General features: G+C 67.4%; 14 protein-coding genes. 12 read left to right on the top strand and 2 right to left on the bottom strand.

Going from position 1 to position 15,859, the window contains the following annotated elements; all coding sequences use genetic code 11:
• Positions 1-50: 50 nt before the first annotated feature.
• On the top strand, positions 51-1,010 hold the full coding sequence (gene lipA / locus Q7J39_RS17500; RefSeq protein ID WP_304828207.1) for a lipoyl synthase: 960 nt from the start codon (positions 51-53) through the stop codon (positions 1,008-1,010).
• 4 nt (positions 1,011-1,014) lie between these two features.
• Positions 1,015-1,458, top strand: coding sequence for a type II toxin-antitoxin system RatA family toxin (locus tag Q7J39_RS17495; RefSeq protein ID WP_304828204.1), 444 nt, complete (start codon positions 1,015-1,017; stop codon positions 1,456-1,458).
• Between the two features lie 96 nt (positions 1,459-1,554).
• Here Q7J39_RS17495 and Q7J39_RS17490 read toward each other — a convergent pair whose 3' ends face one another.
• Positions 1,555-2,046 (bottom strand): CinA family protein, encoded by a 492-nt coding sequence (locus Q7J39_RS17490; RefSeq protein ID WP_304828201.1) that lies wholly within the window; start codon positions 2,044-2,046, stop codon positions 1,555-1,557.
• Between the two features lie 84 nt (positions 2,047-2,130).
• Here Q7J39_RS17490 and Q7J39_RS17485 point away from each other — a divergent pair, with 84 nt between their 5' ends.
• Positions 2,131-4,425: a spermidine synthase gene (locus tag Q7J39_RS17485; RefSeq protein WP_304828198.1), complete on the top strand. Its 2,295-nt coding sequence runs from the start codon at positions 2,131-2,133 to the stop codon at positions 4,423-4,425.
• A 77-nt stretch (positions 4,426-4,502) separates the two neighbouring features.
• On the opposite strand, the gene Q7J39_RS17480 is transcribed toward Q7J39_RS17485, so the two are convergent.
• Complete coding sequence (locus Q7J39_RS17480) at positions 4,503-5,648, bottom strand: bifunctional 2-C-methyl-D-erythritol 4-phosphate cytidylyltransferase/2-C-methyl-D-erythritol 2,4-cyclodiphosphate synthase (RefSeq protein ID WP_304828195.1); 1,146 nt, start codon at positions 5,646-5,648, stop codon at positions 4,503-4,505.
• Positions 5,649-5,740: 92 nt separating this feature from the next.
• Here Q7J39_RS17480 and dusB point away from each other — a divergent pair, with 92 nt between their 5' ends.
• From dusB to Q7J39_RS17435, 9 genes are all read left to right on the top strand, one after another.
• Positions 5,741-6,751, top strand: coding sequence for a tRNA dihydrouridine synthase DusB (gene dusB / locus Q7J39_RS17475; RefSeq protein ID WP_304828192.1), 1,011 nt, complete (start codon positions 5,741-5,743; stop codon positions 6,749-6,751).
• The gene (locus tag Q7J39_RS17470) at positions 6,748-7,869 is read left to right on the top strand and encodes a nitrogen regulation protein NR(II) (protein WP_304828189.1); all 1,122 of its coding nucleotides are present in this window, start codon (positions 6,748-6,750) and stop codon (positions 7,867-7,869) included. Before dusB ends, Q7J39_RS17470 begins: the two co-directional genes overlap by 4 nt.
• Positions 7,866-9,299 carry a sigma 54-interacting transcriptional regulator gene (locus Q7J39_RS17465; RefSeq protein WP_304828187.1) on the top strand — a complete coding sequence of 478 codons (1,434 nt, stop codon included), beginning with the start codon at positions 7,866-7,868 and terminating at the stop codon, positions 9,297-9,299. The genes Q7J39_RS17470 and Q7J39_RS17465 overlap by 4 nt, the downstream gene beginning before the upstream one ends.
• Before the next feature lie 79 nt (positions 9,300-9,378).
• Positions 9,379-11,622: a PAS domain-containing sensor histidine kinase gene (locus tag Q7J39_RS17460; protein ID WP_304828184.1), complete on the top strand. Its 2,244-nt coding sequence runs from the start codon at positions 9,379-9,381 to the stop codon at positions 11,620-11,622.
• Positions 11,612-13,003, top strand: coding sequence for a sigma-54 dependent transcriptional regulator (locus tag Q7J39_RS17455; protein WP_304828181.1), 1,392 nt, complete (start codon positions 11,612-11,614; stop codon positions 13,001-13,003). The genes Q7J39_RS17460 and Q7J39_RS17455 overlap by 11 nt, the downstream gene beginning before the upstream one ends.
• Positions 13,003-13,866, top strand: coding sequence for a D-amino-acid transaminase (locus Q7J39_RS17450; RefSeq protein WP_304828178.1), 864 nt, complete (start codon positions 13,003-13,005; stop codon positions 13,864-13,866). The genes Q7J39_RS17455 and Q7J39_RS17450 overlap by 1 nt, the downstream gene beginning before the upstream one ends.
• A 103-nt stretch (positions 13,867-13,969) precedes the next feature.
• A complete protein-coding gene (hfq, locus tag Q7J39_RS17445; RefSeq protein WP_215340521.1) occupies positions 13,970-14,218 on the top strand; it encodes an RNA chaperone Hfq in 249 nt (82 codons plus the stop codon).
• The gene (gene hflX, locus Q7J39_RS17440; protein WP_304828175.1) at positions 14,215-15,528 is read left to right on the top strand and encodes a GTPase HflX; all 1,314 of its coding nucleotides are present in this window, start codon (positions 14,215-14,217) and stop codon (positions 15,526-15,528) included. Before hfq ends, hflX begins: the two co-directional genes overlap by 4 nt.
• Before the next feature lie 14 nt (positions 15,529-15,542).
• Positions 15,543-15,848, top strand: a complete 306-nt coding sequence (locus Q7J39_RS17435) for a hypothetical protein (protein ID WP_304828172.1) — start codon at positions 15,543-15,545, stop codon at positions 15,846-15,848.
• The last annotated feature ends 11 nt before the right edge of the window (positions 15,849-15,859 follow it).

The raw sequence follows: 15,859 nt of genomic DNA, 5'->3' as shown, positions 1-15,859 counted from the left end.
CCGCTCAATCGTGGCTTGATCCGACGGCTGTGAACGCCGATCTAGGGGGCATGGCGACCGTCATCGACACCGTCACCGGCGCAAGGCCGCGACACCCCGAGAAACAGTCACGGCCCGATACGCCGATGCTGCGCAAGCCCGACTGGCTGCGCGTCCGCGCGCCGGGATCCCCCGGCTATGCCGCCACCCGGGCCACGGTGAAGGAACACGGGCTGACCACGGTCTGCGAGGAGGCCGCCTGTCCCAACATCGGCGAGTGCTGGTCCATCAATCACGCCACCATGATGATCATGGGCGACACCTGTACCCGAGCCTGCGCCTTCTGCAACGTGATCACCGGCAAGCCCCAGCCCTTGGATCCCACTGAACCTGGCCGTGTCGCCGACGCCGTGGTGAAGATGGGTTTGAAGCACGTGGTCATCACCTCGGTGGACCGTGACGATCTGGCCGACGGCGGCGCGGCCCACTTCGCCGAGGTTGTCCGGGCGATCCGCGCGGCGGCCGCCGGAACAACGATCGAAATCCTGACGCCCGACTTCCTGCGCAAGCCAGCCGCCGCCGCCGAGTTGGTGATCGACGCCAAGCCCGACGTCTTCAACCACAACCTGGAGACCGTGCCGCGCCTCTATCTCTCGATCCGACCCGGGGCCCGCTATTTCCACTCCCTGCGCTTGCTGGAGCGGGTGAAGGAGCGCGACCCCGAGCAGTTCACCAAGTCCGGCCTCATGGTCGGCCTCGGCGAGACCAAGGAAGAGGTCATGCAGGTGATGGACGACATGCGCTCGGCCGGCATCGAGTTCCTGACCATCGGCCAGTACCTGCAGCCGACCCGCAAGCACGCCGCCATCGACCGCTATGTGACCCCCGACGAATTCCACGCCTATGAAGAAATCGCGCGGGCCAAGGGCTTCCTGATGGTCTCGGCCAGCCCGCTGACCCGCTCGTCGCACCACGCCGGCGAGGACTTCGCCAAGCTGCAGGCCGCCCGCCGGGCCAAGGACGCCGCTTAAGGTCTTGCGCCACCACGTCACCCGAACGCTGCCCTACAGTCCCGACCAGCTGTTTGCGCTGGTGGGCGACGTGGACGCCTATCCGCAGTTCGTGCCGTGGATCGTGGGCATGCGCACCTGGAACGGCCGCACCGACAGCCAGGGCATGATCTGGACCGACGCCGAGGCCAAGGTCGGCTTCTCGTTCCTGAAGGAGACATTCTCCACCCGGGTCCGTCGCGACCCGGGCCACCGTCAGATCGACGTCGGTCTGATCTCAGGCCCCTTCAAGTTCTTGCGCAACCAGTGGAAGTTCGAGCCCGAGGGCGAGGGGACTCGCGTCGAGTTCGATATCGACTTCGAGTTCAAGTCGAAGATTCTGGGGGCCCTGCTGACCTCCAACTTCAACCACGCCGTCGACAAGTTGATGGCGTGCTTCGAGGCGCGGGCTAAGGTGCTGTATTCCTAGAGCCTCGTTTCGAATGAATCGCAACGGGGCTCTAGAGTCCTAACTTGGTCGCTCTTCCTGATCGTCTGACTTGATCCAAGTCAGACGGGAAACGCTCTAGGTCATCCGGTCGCGAAGGGCCTGCAGGGCGACCTGCACCGCGGCGAGCTGGATCTCCGACCGCGTCTCGTACTGGAAGAATTCCTGGCGGTGCATCAGGCCGTGGTTGGTGCGCGCGGTGGCGATGTGGACGGTGCCCACCGGCTTGAAGGACGTGCCGCCATGCGGGCCTGCGACTCCGGTGATCGCCACGGAGATGTGGGCGTTGGACGCCTCCAGGGCGCCCTCGGCCATCATTCGGGCCACAGGCTCTGACACCGCGCCAAGATCGGCCAGCAGGTCGCCGGGAATGCCCAGCAGCTCCTGCTTGGCGCGGTTGGTATAGGTGACGAAGCCCCGCTCGAACACATCCGACGCGCCGGAGATCGAGCAGATGGCGCCGGCCACCAGGCCGCCGGTGCAGCTCTCGGCGGTGACGATGCGCAGGTTCCGCTCACGGGCCTCGTCGATCAGCAGGCGCGCGAGGGTCTCGATCTCGAGGGAAAACATGGGCGCGCGACTCCGACACAGCTAGGCAAGGATGAGGCGAGACCACAACATCGCCGAGACCCCAGACACAAGACGATTCGAAACATGAGCACCCAAGACGCCGCCGCCGCCTCCGCCGCGGCCCGCTCGCCGGTGCTGTTCGCGCTGACCATCTTCGCCAGCGCCAGCCTGGTCTTCCTGGTCGAGCCGATGATCGCCAAGCTGGTCCTGCCCCTGCTGGGGGGCGGCCCCTCGGTCTGGAACACCAGCCTGGCCTTCTTCCAGACCGCCCTGCTGGCAGGTTACGGCTATGCGCACCTGTTGCAGCGGGTGGGGTCGATCCGGATGCAGGCGGGCCTCCATCTGGCCGCCCTGCTGCTGGCGGCCCTTGTCCTGCCCCTGCACGTCACCGGTGTCTTCGGCGCTCCGAGCTCCGAGCATCCAGCCCTCTGGCTGTTGGGCGTCATGACCGTCTCCCTCGGCGCCCCCTTCGCGGTGCTGTCGGCCACCGCGCCGCTGGTTCAGGCCTGGCACGCGCGCACCCTGCACGCCGACACCGGCTCGGAACCCTACGCCCTCTATGCCGCCAGCAACCTGGGTAGCCTGATCGCCCTGTTGGCCTATCCGATCCTGGTGGAGCCATTGTTCAGCCTGAAGGGCCAGGCGCTGAGCTGGAGCCTGGGCTACGGGGCCTTCATCCTGCTGATGGGCGCCTTGATGTACTTCGTCACCCGGTCGGCCGGTCAGGCGGCGCCCGACACGACCGAGGCTGCGACGGATGACCCAGCGCCCACCTGGCGCAACCGCCTGACCTGGGTCGTCCTGGCGGCGATCCCGTCGAGCCTGATGATGGGGGTCACCACCCACCTGACGACCGATGTGGCGTCGGCGCCCTTCATCTGGGTGGTGCCGCTGGCGCTCTATCTGATCACCTTCATCATCGCCTTCTCGACCAAGCCGGCGATGTCTGAGGCGACGACGCTGATTCTGCAGGCTGCGGCGGTGGCCGCCTGCGCCTCCATCCTGCCGTTCAAGGCCAGCAACCTCTTCCTGCAGTTGTTCATCCACCTTTCCGCCTTCTTCCTGACGGCGCTGATGTGTCACCAGGCGCTGGTGGCGCGCCGGCCGACGCCAAGCCAACTGACACAGTTCTATCTGTGGATGTCCTTCGGCGGCGTGGTGGGGGGCGGTTTCAACGCCTTCCTGGCGCCCGTGATCTTCAACAATGTCTGGGAGTATCCGCTCATCCTGGCGCTCGCTTGTCTGGTTCGGCCCTGGGGCGAGGGGCCGGTGGAGCGTTGGCGCTGGGTGACCTTCGCCCTCGGCTGCCTCGCCGCCGTCGCCGCGCCCGTGGCCACCTTTGCGGCCTATAGCGGTGAGATCGGCCGTGCCGACATCCTGGGCATGAGCGGTCATGACCTAATGCTCATGGTGGTGAAGGTCGCGCTTGCGGCGGCTGTGGTCTGCGCCTTCCTCGTCCGACGGCGCGGCATCGTCTTCTTCGGGATCATCACCATCATCTCGCTGGGCGCCGAAGGGGCGGGAGACAAGGTCGATGTGCTGAAGAGTTGGCGCAGCTTCTTCGGGGTCGTTCGTCAATCGGAACTGCAATTGCCGCAAATGGGCGGGACCGTGCGGATGCTCTCGCACGGCACCACCCTGCACGGCGCCCAGGCGCAGGATCCGCGGTGGCGGTGCCGGCCCCTGGTCTACTATGCGCCGGAGACGCCGATCGGCCAGGTCTTCACCCAGCGCCAGGGCTCGATGTCCGCTCTGCGGATTGGCGCTGTGGGTCTGGGGACCGGCGCTGTGGCGACCTATACGCGGCCGGGCGACCACCTGACCTTCTTCGAGATCGATCCCCTGGTGATCCGCATCGCCACAGATCCCGACCACTTCACCTACACAAGCGAGTGCGCCAGGGGGAAGGTGGACTATGTGCTGGGCGATGCGCGCCTGACCCTGGCCAAACAGCCCCAGGATCAGTTCGACATCCTGCTGATCGACGCCTTCTCCTCCGACAGCGTGCCGGCCCACCTGCTGACAGTGGAGGCGATGAAGGGCTACCTCACCCACATCAAGCCCGAGGGCGTGCTGGTGCTGCACCTTTCCAACCGGAACCTGGATCTGCGCAGCCCGGCGATGGCGGTGGCCTTCGCCGCCGGCGGCGAGGCCCTGCTGCAGCGGCACGACGCCGCCAAGAGTTCGCCCATGCTGTGGGAGTCCTCGGAGGACGCCTTGATCGTGGCGCGCAATGAAAGAGCCCTGGCCGCCTTCGCCGGCGATCCCCGCTGGAAGCCGACCGAGCCGGTGCTCGTCCGTCCCTGGACCGACGACTACACTAATCTCGTCGGGGCGCTGTATGGGCGGATGAAAGAGCGCTGGAGTTGGCTGCCGTAGATCACTGACGTGATCTCGTTTCTTGGGAGGAGCGGGCCGCGGGCGGAAAACCGGTTCCCACTTTTCCTCGTCCCGCTCTAGGCGGGGGTCTCGACGGTCGCCACAGCCTGGGCCATGAGGCCCTCGCCCCGGCCGGTGAAGCCCATGCCCTCGGTCGTGGTGGCCTTCACGCTGACGCGATCCAACGGCAGGCCCAGCAGGTCGGCCAGCCGGGCGCGCATGGCGTCTCGGTGTGGACGGATCTTCGGGCGCTCGCAGATCAGGGTCACGTCGACATTGAGGATTGCCCCGCCCTTGGCCGCCACCAGGCTCGCCGCATGGACCAGGAACCGGTCCGACGATGCGCCCTTCCATTGCGGATCGGTTGGCGGGAAGTGTTCACCGATATCGCCTTGGCCGATGGCTCCCAGGATGGCGTCGGTCAGGGCGTGCAGTCCGGCGTCGGCGTCGGAGTGACCGATCAGGGTCTGGTCGTGGTCGATCTTCACACCACAGAGCCAGACCGCCTCGCCGGGACCCCAGCGGTGCGCGTCGACGCCGAACCCGGTGCGGACGATCCGCCGGCCGCTTGCGAGTTGCTCGGCCATGGCGAAATCCTCCGGATAGGTCAGCTTCATCAGCAGGGGATCGCCAGGGACCAGGGCCACCTTGCCGCCGGCGCGTTCGACCACGGCGGCGTCATCGGTGGGCTCGGCCTCGGCGGGCCAGGCGGCGTAGGCGTCCAGCAGGGTGCTCAGGCGGAAGGCCTGGGGGGTCTGGGCGCGCCAGAGTCCGTCGCGGGAGACGGTCTCGGAGATCGTGCCGTGGCCGCGCTTCAGGGTGTCGGCGACGGGGAGGGCGGGGACCGCGCCGTCGGCTAAGGCGAGCGCCCGCAAGAGGGTGGCCACATGCGCCGACGTCACGAAGGGGCGCGCCGCGTCGTGGATCAGGACGGCTTCATCGCCGGGGGCGGAGAGGGCGGCCAGGCCATTCTGCACCGATTCAGCCCGCGAGGCGCCGCCGGCGACGGCGCGCCAACCCGCCAAATCGGCCAAGGCTTCATCGGCTTCGTCGAGGCGATCGGCAGCGGTAACCACGATGATTTCTCGGGCTCCGGCCAGGTTCAGGGCTTCAACCGACCAACGCAGAATCGGCCGCCCCCCCAGGCTGCGCCAGGGTTTGGGCGCCCCTGGTCCGGCCCGGGTGCTAGAGCCTGCGGCGACAACGACGGCAGAAAAGTTCATGGCGACGTTGTTTAGAGGGCGATCGTGTCCTGTCTAGGCTTTACGGCGCCGCACAAATTGCCTAAAAAGGCGGCGATGGGGTTGATTACAAAATGAGCAACACGCTCGCAGTCGGGGATATCGAAGTGTTGGGTCGGGCGTGGATCGCGCCCATGACCGGCGTTTCCGATCTGCCTTTCCGCAAAGCCGCCAGCAAGCTCGGGGCCGCCTATGTGGCGACCGAGATGGTCGCCTGCGCAGAGTTCTCCAGGGGCCGGCCCGATGTCGTGCGCCGCGCTGCGGTGGGCGAGGGCCTGCCGCTGATGGTGGTTCAGCTGGTCGGACGCGATCCCGCCCACATGGCCCGAGGCGCCGTGTTGGCCGCCCAGGCCGGCGCCCAGATCATCGACCTCAACTTCGGCTGCCCGGCCAAGGAGGTCACAGGCGGCGCCCAGTCGGGCTCGGCGCTGATGCGTGAACCCGACCTGGCCGAGGCCCTGATCGCCGCCACGGTGGACGCCGTCGATGTGCCAGTCACCGTCAAGATGCGCCTGGGCTGGGACGACACCTCCCGGAACGCGCCCGAGATCGCCGCCATGGCGGAACGGCGCGGCGCCAAGGCGGTCACCATCCACGGCCGCACCCGCAGCCAGTTCTACAAGGGCGTCGCCGACTGGGCCGCCGTCCGCGCGGTGAAGAACGCCGTCTCCATCCCGGTGATCGTCAATGGCGACATCGTCGATGGCGCCACCGCCCGCGAGGCCCTGGCCCAATCCGGCGCCGACGGCGTGATGGTCGGGCGCGGGGTCTACGGTCGACCCTGGGTCGCCACCCAGATCGAGACCGAATTGAATGGCGGAACCTTCGTCGAGCCCGACGTCGAGACCCGCCTGGGCATCGCCCTGGAGCATTTCCGGGACAGCCTGAATTTCTACGGCGACCGCCTGGGCCTGCGGATCTTCCGCAAGCACCTGGCGTCCTATGTCGATAACGCGCCTTGGCCCATGCAGGTCGAGGCCAGGCACCGCGCACGTTCCGCGCTGTGCCGCCTGGAGGATCCCGCCCTGGTCGAGGAAGGCCTGATCGCGCTCTGGCGCGATCCCCAAACGAGATTGGCGGCATGAACAGTCGAACACGGGCCGCGAACAGCGGCGTAAACCTGGATGTCCTGAAGGCCGCGGCCTTCGACCTCTCCCCTGAACCCGCCCTGGTGGTGAACGGCGACGGCGCCCTGGTGGCGGTGAACGAAGCCGCCGAGGCCCTGTTCGGCCAGGGGCTCAGCCTGCTGACCCGGGGCCGATTCGGCGCGGCCTTGCCGGAAGGTTCGGCCCTTGTCTCCCTGCTCAACCGGGCCCTGGAGGAAGACGCTCCGGTCCGGGAGCGCGGGGTGGAGATCAGCCTGTTCGGCCATCCGTCCTTCGAGGCCGACGGTGCGGCGGCGCCCCTGGGCGATGGCTCGGTGCTGCTGACCCTGCACGTCAAGGGCGGCGCCCTGGGCGGCGAGCGCACCGGCGCCGAGGCCGCGGGCCTGCGCACCATCGTGGGCCTTGGCCGCATGCTGGCCCACGAGATCAAGAATCCCCTGATGGGTATCCGTGGCGCGGCCCAGCTGCTGAAGGCCGGCGCCAAGGCCGAGGATACCCCGCTCGCCCAGCTTATCGTCGACGAGACCGATCGCGTGCGGCGGCTTGTGGACCGCATGGAGGCCTTCTCCGACGACGCCCTGCCGGTATGCACCCCGATCAATATCCACCAGGTGCTGGACCGGGTCCGGGCGCTCGCCGTCAACGGCTTCGCCGACGGCCTGGTGCTGAAGGACCTCTACGATCCCTCGCTGCCCCTGACCTATGGCGACGAAGACCAACTGATCCAGATCTTCCTGAACCTGGTGAAGAACGCCTCGGAGGCCGCCCACAGCCGGGGCGACAACCGCGGCGAGGTCACGATCCACACGGCCTACCGCCATGGCGTGCGGGTCCGGGCCGCCAAGGGCCAGGCCCTGCGCGGCGCGCCCCTTGAGATCCGTATCCAGGACAACGGTCCCGGCATCCCGGCCCATCTTCGGGAAAGCCTGTTCCAGCCCTTCGTCACCACCAAGGTCAACGGCGCCGGTCTCGGCTTGGCGCTGGTTTCCAAGCTCGTGTCCGGCCACGGCGGCTTGATCGATTTCGAATCCGAGCCTGGCCGCACGACATTCCGCGTGCTGCTGCCCATCGCATCTGAAGAGGACATCTCGGCATGAACGCGATCGCCGCCAACGCCAATAAGAAAATCCTGATCGCCGACGACGACTCCTCGATCCGTCTGGTGCTGAGCCAGGCCTTCACTCGTCTCGGCTATCAGGTCCGCGCCACCGGCAACGCCACGACGCTGCTGAAGTGGGTCTCGGACGGGGAGGGGGACCTGGTCGTCACCGACGTGATGATGCCCGACGAGAACGTCTTCGACGTGCTGCCGCGCATCCGCAAGGACCGCCCCAAGCTGCCCGTCATCGTGATGAGCGCCCAGAACACCTTGCTGACGGCGGTCAACGCCGCCGAGGTGGGCGCCTTCGACTACATCTCCAAACCCTTCGACCTGGATGACATGACCTCGGCCGCCCGCCGGGCTCTGGCCAAGCCGGCGGACTCCGAAGCCTCCAAGGCCCAGGCTCGCGCGGTGCGTGACGAGCGCCTGCCGCTGATCGGCCGCTCGGGGCCGATGCAGGACGTCTACCGGACCATCGCCCGCCTGGTGGGCGCCGACCTGACGGTCCTGATCCTCGGGGAATCGGGTACCGGCAAGGAACTGGTGGCCCGCGCCCTGCACGAGATGGGCCGCCGCAAGGACGGCAAGTTCGTGGTGATCAACCTGGCCGCCGTGCCGCGCGAGCGGGTCGAGACCGAGCTGTTCGGCCGCGAGGACGGCGACCACGGCAAGCTGGTGGAGGCCGATGGCGGCACCCTGTTCCTGGACGAAATCGGCGACATGCCGCTGGACGCCCAGACCCGCCTGCTGCGCGTCATCGATGGCTCCGAGCCGGCCCTGAACCCCAAGACCGGCCGCCGGCCCAATGTTCGGATCATCGCCGCCACCAACCGCGACCTGCGGGGCCTGATCCAGCAGGGCCTGTTCCGTGAGGACCTGTTCTTCCGTCTCAATGTCGCGCCGCTCCGCCTGCCGCCGCTGCGCGACCGGGTGGAGGACATCCCGGATCTGGCGCGCGCCTTCCTGCTGCGCGCCAACCGCGAGGGCCTTCCGTCCAAGACCATCGACGCCGCGGCGCTCGAGCGCCTGAAGCTGCACTTCTGGCCGGGGAATGTCCGTGAGCTGGAGAATCTGATCCGCCGCATCTGCGCCCTCTATGCCGAGGAGCTGATCAGCGCCCGCATCGTCGAGCGTGAACTGGCCGACCAGCAGCCGCAGATCCAGGGGCAGGAGGGCCCGGTGACCCTGGCCGCCTTGGTGGAGCGCCATCTGGGGGGCTACTTCGCCGAGCAGCCGGACGGCCTGCCGCCGGCGGGTCTCTACGACCGCGTTCTGGAGGAGATTGAGCGTCCGTTGATCCAGCTCACCTTGACCGCCACGCGGGGCAATCAGGTGCGGGCCGCCGAGATCCTGGGGCTGAACCGCAACACCCTGCGCAAGAAGATCCAGGACCTGGGCGTGGAGATGGCGCGAGGCCGCCGCTGAGCGGTCTGACGCGGATGTGAAGCATTCTCGCAACAACCTGTTGAGTCTCAGGCACAGTTCCGCCTAGGGTCGCCGCGTTATGGCGTCCCTGACCCACGACGGCGAGAATCCTCAAGCGCCGGCCGCGCGGCTGTGGCGGGCCATACAGTCACGCTATGTGCTCGGCGGTGGCTATGCCCTGGCCCTGCTGCTGACCGGCGTCGCCATACTGCTCGCGGCCTCGCCGCCGGAAACCGGTCCCCTCGCGCCGGCCAGCAAGAACATCCTGGTGCTGCTGGGCTTCAACTTGGTGCTGATCCTGGGCTTGGCGGGGATCATGGGCGCGCGGTTGGTGGCCCTGCTCGACGCAAGGTCCATGGACGCCGGCGCCCGCCTGCACCTGCGATTCGTGGCCCTCTTCGCCCTGGCCGCTGTGGCGCCCGCCGTGGTGGTGGCGCTGTTCTATGGCGTGCTGGTCAACCGCGGGGTGGAGAACTGGTTCTCGGAGCGGGTGCAGACCGTGGTGGAGAACTCGGCGACCGTCGCCCGGTCCTATGTCGAGGATCAGAAACGCTATATCGGCGACCACGTGACCCTGATGGCCGTGGACCTGAACCGCGCCGCGCCAGCCCTGCAGTCCAGTCCCATCACGTTCAGCCACTTCCTGGCCTACCAAGCCTCTTACCACGCCTTCCCGGCGGCCTATCTCATCGACCGCGAGGGCCGGGTGCTGGCCCGTGCGGAGGCTGGAGACGCGCCGGGCTATGTCACCCCGCCGGAGAGCAGCTTCCTGGCGGCCGACGAGGGCGACATCTCGGTGCCGGCCTTCGATTCCGCCGACCTGATGCGCGCGGTGTTCAAGCTGTCAGCCTATCCGGACGCCTATCTCTATGTGGCTCGGCCCGTTGAGAAGGGAATCATCAACCACCTGACGGACGCGGACGCCTCCCTGGTGTCCTACCGCGAGGCCGCGCAGAGCCGGCAGCGGATCCAGGTCGTGTTCGTGCTCTCCTACATGGAGACGGCGCTGCTGGTGCTGGTGGGGGCCGTCTGGCTGGGCATGGCCGCCGCCAATGCGATCTCGGGTCCTGTGGGGCGGCTGGTCCAGGCCGCCGGTCGGGTCGCCAGCGGCGATCTGACAGCCCGTGTCGATGCTGAGAACGATCCTGATGAGATCGCCGTCTTGTCCCGTGCATTCAATAGCATGACGCACGATCTTCAGGCTCAACAGGCGGCCCTGCAACGCGCCCGGGATGAGGCTGATCAGGATCGGCAGTTCATCGAAACCGTGCTGGCCGAGGTGTCGGCCGGGGTCATTGGCCTGGACTCCGATGGCGGCATCTCGGCGGCCAACCGTCAGGCCATTGAGTTGCTGGGGCTCGACGCCTCGCCGGTGCGCGGACGCCAGCTCGCCGATGTCGCCCCGGAGTTCGTGCTGATCGCCGAGAACGCCCGCCTCGCCGGCGAGGCGGAGGAAGAGGTGGACATCGACCGCGACCGCGAGACCCGGCGCCTTCGGGTCCGCGCCAGTCGCAGCGAGAGCGGCCTGGTGCTCACCTTCGACGACATCACCCGCCTGGTCTCCGCCCAGCGGAACGCCGCCTGGCGCGACGTGGCCCGGCGCATCGCCCACGAGATCAAGAACCCGCTCACCCCCATCCAGCTTTCGGCCGAGCGCCTGCAACGCAAGTTCCGCAAGGGTGTGCCGGTCGAAGATCTGGAGATCTTCGACCGTTGCACAGACACCATCGTGCGTCAGGTGGGGGACATTGGCCGGATGGTGGATGAATTCTCCGCGTTCGCCCGCATGCCGGCGCCGAAATTCGCCGAGCAGGACCTGGTGGAGCTGCTGCGCGCCGGGGTCTTCGCCCAGCGGGTGGCGAGCCCGGACATCGACATCGAGCTCATCGAGCCTCTGCCTCCCACGGTGTTGATGGCGGACGGCCGCATGCTGGCCCAGGGCCTGACCAATATTCTCAAGAACGCCGCCGAGGCCGTCAGCGCCCGCGTGGCCGAAAAGCCCAAGCCGAAGGGCAAGATTGTCGCCGAGCTGACCTCCGACCGGTCCGGGGTTTGCATAAGCATCGAAGACAATGGGGTCGGCCTCCCGGACAAGGACCGTGACCGGCTGACCGAGCCCTATGTGACGACCCGCGAGAAGGGCACAGGCCTTGGTCTGGCCATCGTCAAACGGATCCTCGAAGACCACGGAGGCGAGCTGATTCTGACCGATGCGACACGAGGCAAGGGCGCCCGCGTCCTGCTGAAACTACCGACGACGGCGCGGGTGAAAACCCCCGGCGTCACCGACGATTACGGACTTGAGGTGACCCATGGCGGCTGATGTTCTGGTTGTGGACGACGAGGCCGATATCCGCGAACTCGTGGCCGGCATCCTGTCGGATGAGGGCTATGCGGTGCGGACGGCCAACGATTCGGAGTCGGCGCTGGCCGCCATCCGGGCGCGCAAGCCGTCCCTGCTGGTGCTCGACATCTGGATGCAGGGCGGCGGCATGGACGGTCTGGAGTTGCTGGACATGCTCCGCACCCTCGACGCCGACTTCCCGGTGATCATGATCTCTGGCCACGGCAACATCGAGACCGCGGTCAGCGCCATCAAGCGCGGCGCCTACGAGTTCCTCGAAAAGCCGTTCAAGTCCGACAAGCTTCTGCTGATCGTGGAGCGGGCCCTGGAGGCCACCAGCCTGAAACGCGAGAACCGCCGGCTGCGGGCCCAGGCCCTGATGCCCGACGGATTGGTGGGCAAGTCCATGGCCACCCAGCAGCTCCGCAGCCTGATTCCGAAGCTGGCCGGCGCCAACAGCCGCGTTCTGATCGCCGGTCCGCCCGGCGCGGGCAAGGAGACCGTGGCGCGGATGATCCACAGCGCCAGCGCCCGGGCCAAGGCCGAGTTCGTGGTGATCAGCGCCGCGGGCATGACCCCCGAGCGGATGGACCTCGAACTGTTTGGTGAGGAGGCCGAGACGGGCCGTCCGGCCAAGATCGGCGTCTTCGAGCGCGCCCACGGTGGCACTCTCTATCTCGACGAAGTGGCCGACATGCCCTTCGAGACCCAGAGCCGCATCCTGCGGGTGCTGGTGGAACAGCGTTTCAGGCGCGTGGGCGGTGACAGCGACGTGCAGGTGGACGTGCGCGTGGTGTCCTCGACCTCGCGGGACCTGCGCGACGAGATCGCCGGAGGGCGCTTCCGCGAGGATCTGTTTCATCGGCTGAACGTGGTGCCGGTGATGGTGCCGGGCCTGGCCGAGCACCGGGAAGATATCCCCGAGCTGGTGGAGTATTTCATCCAGCGCATCTGCGACGCCACCGGCATGCCGCGCCGCCGCCTGGCCGACGACGCCCTCGCCACCCTGCAGGTCAAGGCCTGGCCCGGAAATCTGCGCCAACTGCGAAACAATGTGGAGCGCATGCTGATCCTGGCCTCGGGTGACCCGGGAGAGCCGATCAGCGCCGAGATGCTCCCGGGTGATTCCTCGCCGTCGGACCAGGGATCGTCCCTGGGCGCCGACCGGATCATCGCCCTGCCTCTGCGCGAGGCCCGCGAGGTGTTCGAGCGGGAGTACCTGAACGCCCAGATGTTGCGCTTCTCGGGCAATATCTCGCGCACCGCGGCCTTCATCGGCATGGAGCGTTCGGCCCTGCACCGGAAGCTGAAGTCATTGGGCCTCTCCGGCGCCCGTCCCGTGGAAGAAGAAGACGCCTGATGGGCCGCATCGCCTATGTGAACGGGCGCTTCTCGCGCCATGCCGAGGCTGTGGTCCATATTGAGGACCGCGGCTATCAGCTGGCCGACGCCGTCTATGAGGTCTGGTCGCTGTTCGACGGCAAACTGGCCGACCCGGAGGGGCACTTCGCCCGCCTGGAACGCAGCCTCACCGAACTGAAGATCGCCATGCCCATGAGCCGGGCGGCGCTCACCATGGTGCTAAGAGAGACCGTGCGGCGCAATCGCATCCGGGAGGGCCTGGTCTATCTGCAGGTCGGCCGCGGCGTCGCGCCCCGCGACCACGCCTTCCCGCACCCAGACACCCCGCCCAGCATTGTCATCACGGTGAAGGCCATCGACCGCGCCGCCACCGAGGCCAAGGCCGCCAAGGGCGTCTCGGTCATCACCACGCCGGAGAACCGCTGGGGCCGCTGCGACATCAAGACCGTCGGCCTGCTGCCCAACGCCATGGCCAAGCAGGCGGCCAAGGAACGCGGCGCGGCCGAGGCCTGGTTCGTCGACGAGATGGGCCTGGTGACGGAGGGGGCGTCCTCCAACGCCTGGATCATCGACGCGGACGGCGCCGTGCGAACCCGCGGCACCAACGCCAACATCCTGCGCGGGGTGACCCGCTACAGTCTGCTGGACATCCTCAAGGAGGAGGGGATGACCGTGGACGAACGGCCCTTCACCCCCGATGAAGCCCGCGCCGCCAGGGAGGCGTTCATTACCGGCGCCGGAGCCCTGGTCCTGCCCGTGGTGGCCGTCGATGGCGCCCCGGTTGGGGACGGAAAGGTCGGACCGGTGGCGATGAAGCTGCGGAGCCTCTATATCGAGCGTGCGCGAGCAACTGCGATCTGAGACGAACGGCGCGATTGCGCCGGTCATCAAGAGCGGTCTAGCGTCCAACTTGTGTGTGGCGACCGGTTTGCGGACGCCGATTTAGAAAAAAGGGCGAAAAGCCATGTCGAACGAAAAGAAACAAAACCTGCAGGACACGTTCCTGAACAGCGTACGCAAGTCGAAGACGCCGCTGACGATCTTCCTGGTGAACGGCGTGAAGCTGCAGGGCGTGGTCAGCTGGTTCGATAATTTCTGCGTGCTTCTCCGCCGTGATGGCCAGTCGCAACTGGTCTACAAGCACGCCATCTCGACCATCATGCCGGCCCAGCCCGTGCAACTGTACGAGCCGGCGGAAGACGAGGCCGATTGAGCTCTAAATCCATAGATCGCGAAGTCCCCCCACAGGGGGCTATCGTCGTCCATCCCGTCCGTGACGAACGGGGCCAAGCCCGGACCGCCGAAGGGCGGCTGGAGGAGGCCATAGGTCTTGCTCTCGCCCTGGATCTCGTGATCCACGACGCCTTCATCGCGCCGTTGCGCAAACGCGTGCCCGCCACGCTGTTCGGCAAGGGCAAGGTCGAGGAGATTGGCAAGATCATCGAGGCCGCCGAGGCCGACGTGGCTGTCGTCGATGACCAGCTGACACCGGTGCAGCAGCGAAACCTCGAGAAGGCCTGGAAGGTCAAGGTCATCGACCGTACCGGCCTGATCCTAGAAATCTTTGCCCGCCGGGCCCGAACGAAGGAAGGACGCCTGCAGGTCGAACTGGCGCGGCTGTCCTATGAGAAGTCACGCCTGGTCCGCACCTGGACCCACCTGGAGCGGCAACGCGGCGGGGCAGGGGTGATGGGCGGACCTGGGGAAACCCAGATCGAGACCGACCGCCGGCTGATCGCCGACAAGATCGTCAAGCTGAAGAAGGACCTCATCGAGGTCCGCCGGACGCGGGACCTGCAACGGGGCGCGCGACAGCGGCATCCGTATCCTTCGGTCGCCCTGGTGGGCTACACCAACGCCGGCAAGTCGACCCTGTTCAACCGCCTGACCAAGGCAGAGGTCATGGCCGAGGATATGCTGTTCGCCACCCTGGATCCCACCATTCGGATGCTGGATCTCCCCGACGGGCGGCCTGCGATCCTGTCGGACACCGTGGGCTTCATCTCCGAGTTGCCGCACGAACTGGTTGAGGCCTTCCGCGCCACCCTGGAGGAGGTGAAGGAGGCTGACGTCATCCTGCACGTGCGCGACATTTCCAGCGACGAAACCGACGCCCAGGCGCAGGACGTGCGCACAGTGCTGTCGCGGCTTGGCGTGGAACTGGAAGAGCGGCGGCTGATCGAGGTCTGGAACAAATTTGACCTGGTCGACTCCGAGACGCGGGATCGGCTAATCGGCGACGCCCGCCGCGCCAACCCGCCGGCGATTGTTGTCTCGGCGGTGACCGGGGAGGGCTGCGACGACCTGCTGGCGATCGTGGCCGAAATGGTCGACGAGGCGCCGGCCGTCGAGATCATCGCCACCCCAGCTCAGGGCGCGGCCGTGGCCTGGCTCTATCGCCACGGCCGGGTGCTGGAGCGTGAGACTCAGGACGACGGTGGCACGCGCCTTGCGGTGAAGCTGAGCGCCCAGGCCCTGGGCCAGTTTGAACAACTCTTCCCGCAGGCCAGCCTGCGGGCCTGACGCCGGAGCGCTCCGTGGACTACATCCCGATCCAGCCGGGTCCTCGCCGTGTGCCGGCCCCCCTGATTCTGATGTGCATTCTGGAGGGGTTTCTGGCCCTCGCCGCCGCCTGGGTGGCTTTGACGCGGGTGGCGCCCGCAACGATCATGGACCATCGCGAGGCGATCACCACCATGGCCGGCAACACCTTGCCGCTGGCCCTGATGATCTGTCCGTTGCTGGCCTGGGTGGCGTTCTTGCGCCGCGGCGACGGAGCAATCTGGCCTCTGCTGTGGGCCCCTTCGCTCTGGGCCCTGCTGATGATCGCGGGCGCGCTCTAAGCCCCTCGCGA

Origin of the sequence: Phenylobacterium sp. (genome assembly GCF_030651185.1) — a bacterium.
GTDB lineage: Bacteria > Pseudomonadota > Alphaproteobacteria > Caulobacterales > Caulobacteraceae > Phenylobacterium.
This window is presented reverse-complemented; position numbering and strand designations above follow the sequence as displayed.

Bases quoted from the DNA above. Each gene is read 5' to 3' on its own strand.
- dusB (WP_304828192.1), top strand. From the start codon at position 5,741: ATGAGCAACACGCTCGCAGTCGGGGATATCGAAGTGTTGGGTCGGGCG.
- hfq (WP_215340521.1), top strand. From the start codon at position 13,970: ATGTCGAACGAAAAGAAACAAAACCTGCAGGACACGTTCCTGAACAGC.
- lipA (WP_304828207.1), top strand. From the start codon at position 51: ATGGCGACCGTCATCGACACCGTCACCGGCGCAAGGCCGCGACACCCC.
- Q7J39_RS17460 (WP_304828184.1), top strand. From the start codon at position 9,379: ATGGCGTCCCTGACCCACGACGGCGAGAATCCTCAAGCGCCGGCCGCG.
- Q7J39_RS17450 (WP_304828178.1), top strand. From the start codon at position 13,003: ATGGGCCGCATCGCCTATGTGAACGGGCGCTTCTCGCGCCATGCCGAG.
- Q7J39_RS17455 (WP_304828181.1), top strand. From the start codon at position 11,612: ATGGCGGCTGATGTTCTGGTTGTGGACGACGAGGCCGATATCCGCGAA.
- Q7J39_RS17470 (WP_304828189.1), top strand. From the start codon at position 6,748: ATGAACAGTCGAACACGGGCCGCGAACAGCGGCGTAAACCTGGATGTC.
- Q7J39_RS17490 (WP_304828201.1), bottom strand. From the start codon at position 2,046: ATGTTTTCCCTCGAGATCGAGACCCTCGCGCGCCTGCTGATCGACGAG.
- Q7J39_RS17480 (WP_304828195.1), bottom strand. From the start codon at position 5,648: ATGAACTTTTCTGCCGTCGTTGTCGCCGCAGGCTCTAGCACCCGGGCC.
- Q7J39_RS17485 (WP_304828198.1), top strand. From the start codon at position 2,131: ATGAGCACCCAAGACGCCGCCGCCGCCTCCGCCGCGGCCCGCTCGCCG.
- Q7J39_RS17465 (WP_304828187.1), top strand. From the start codon at position 7,866: ATGAACGCGATCGCCGCCAACGCCAATAAGAAAATCCTGATCGCCGAC.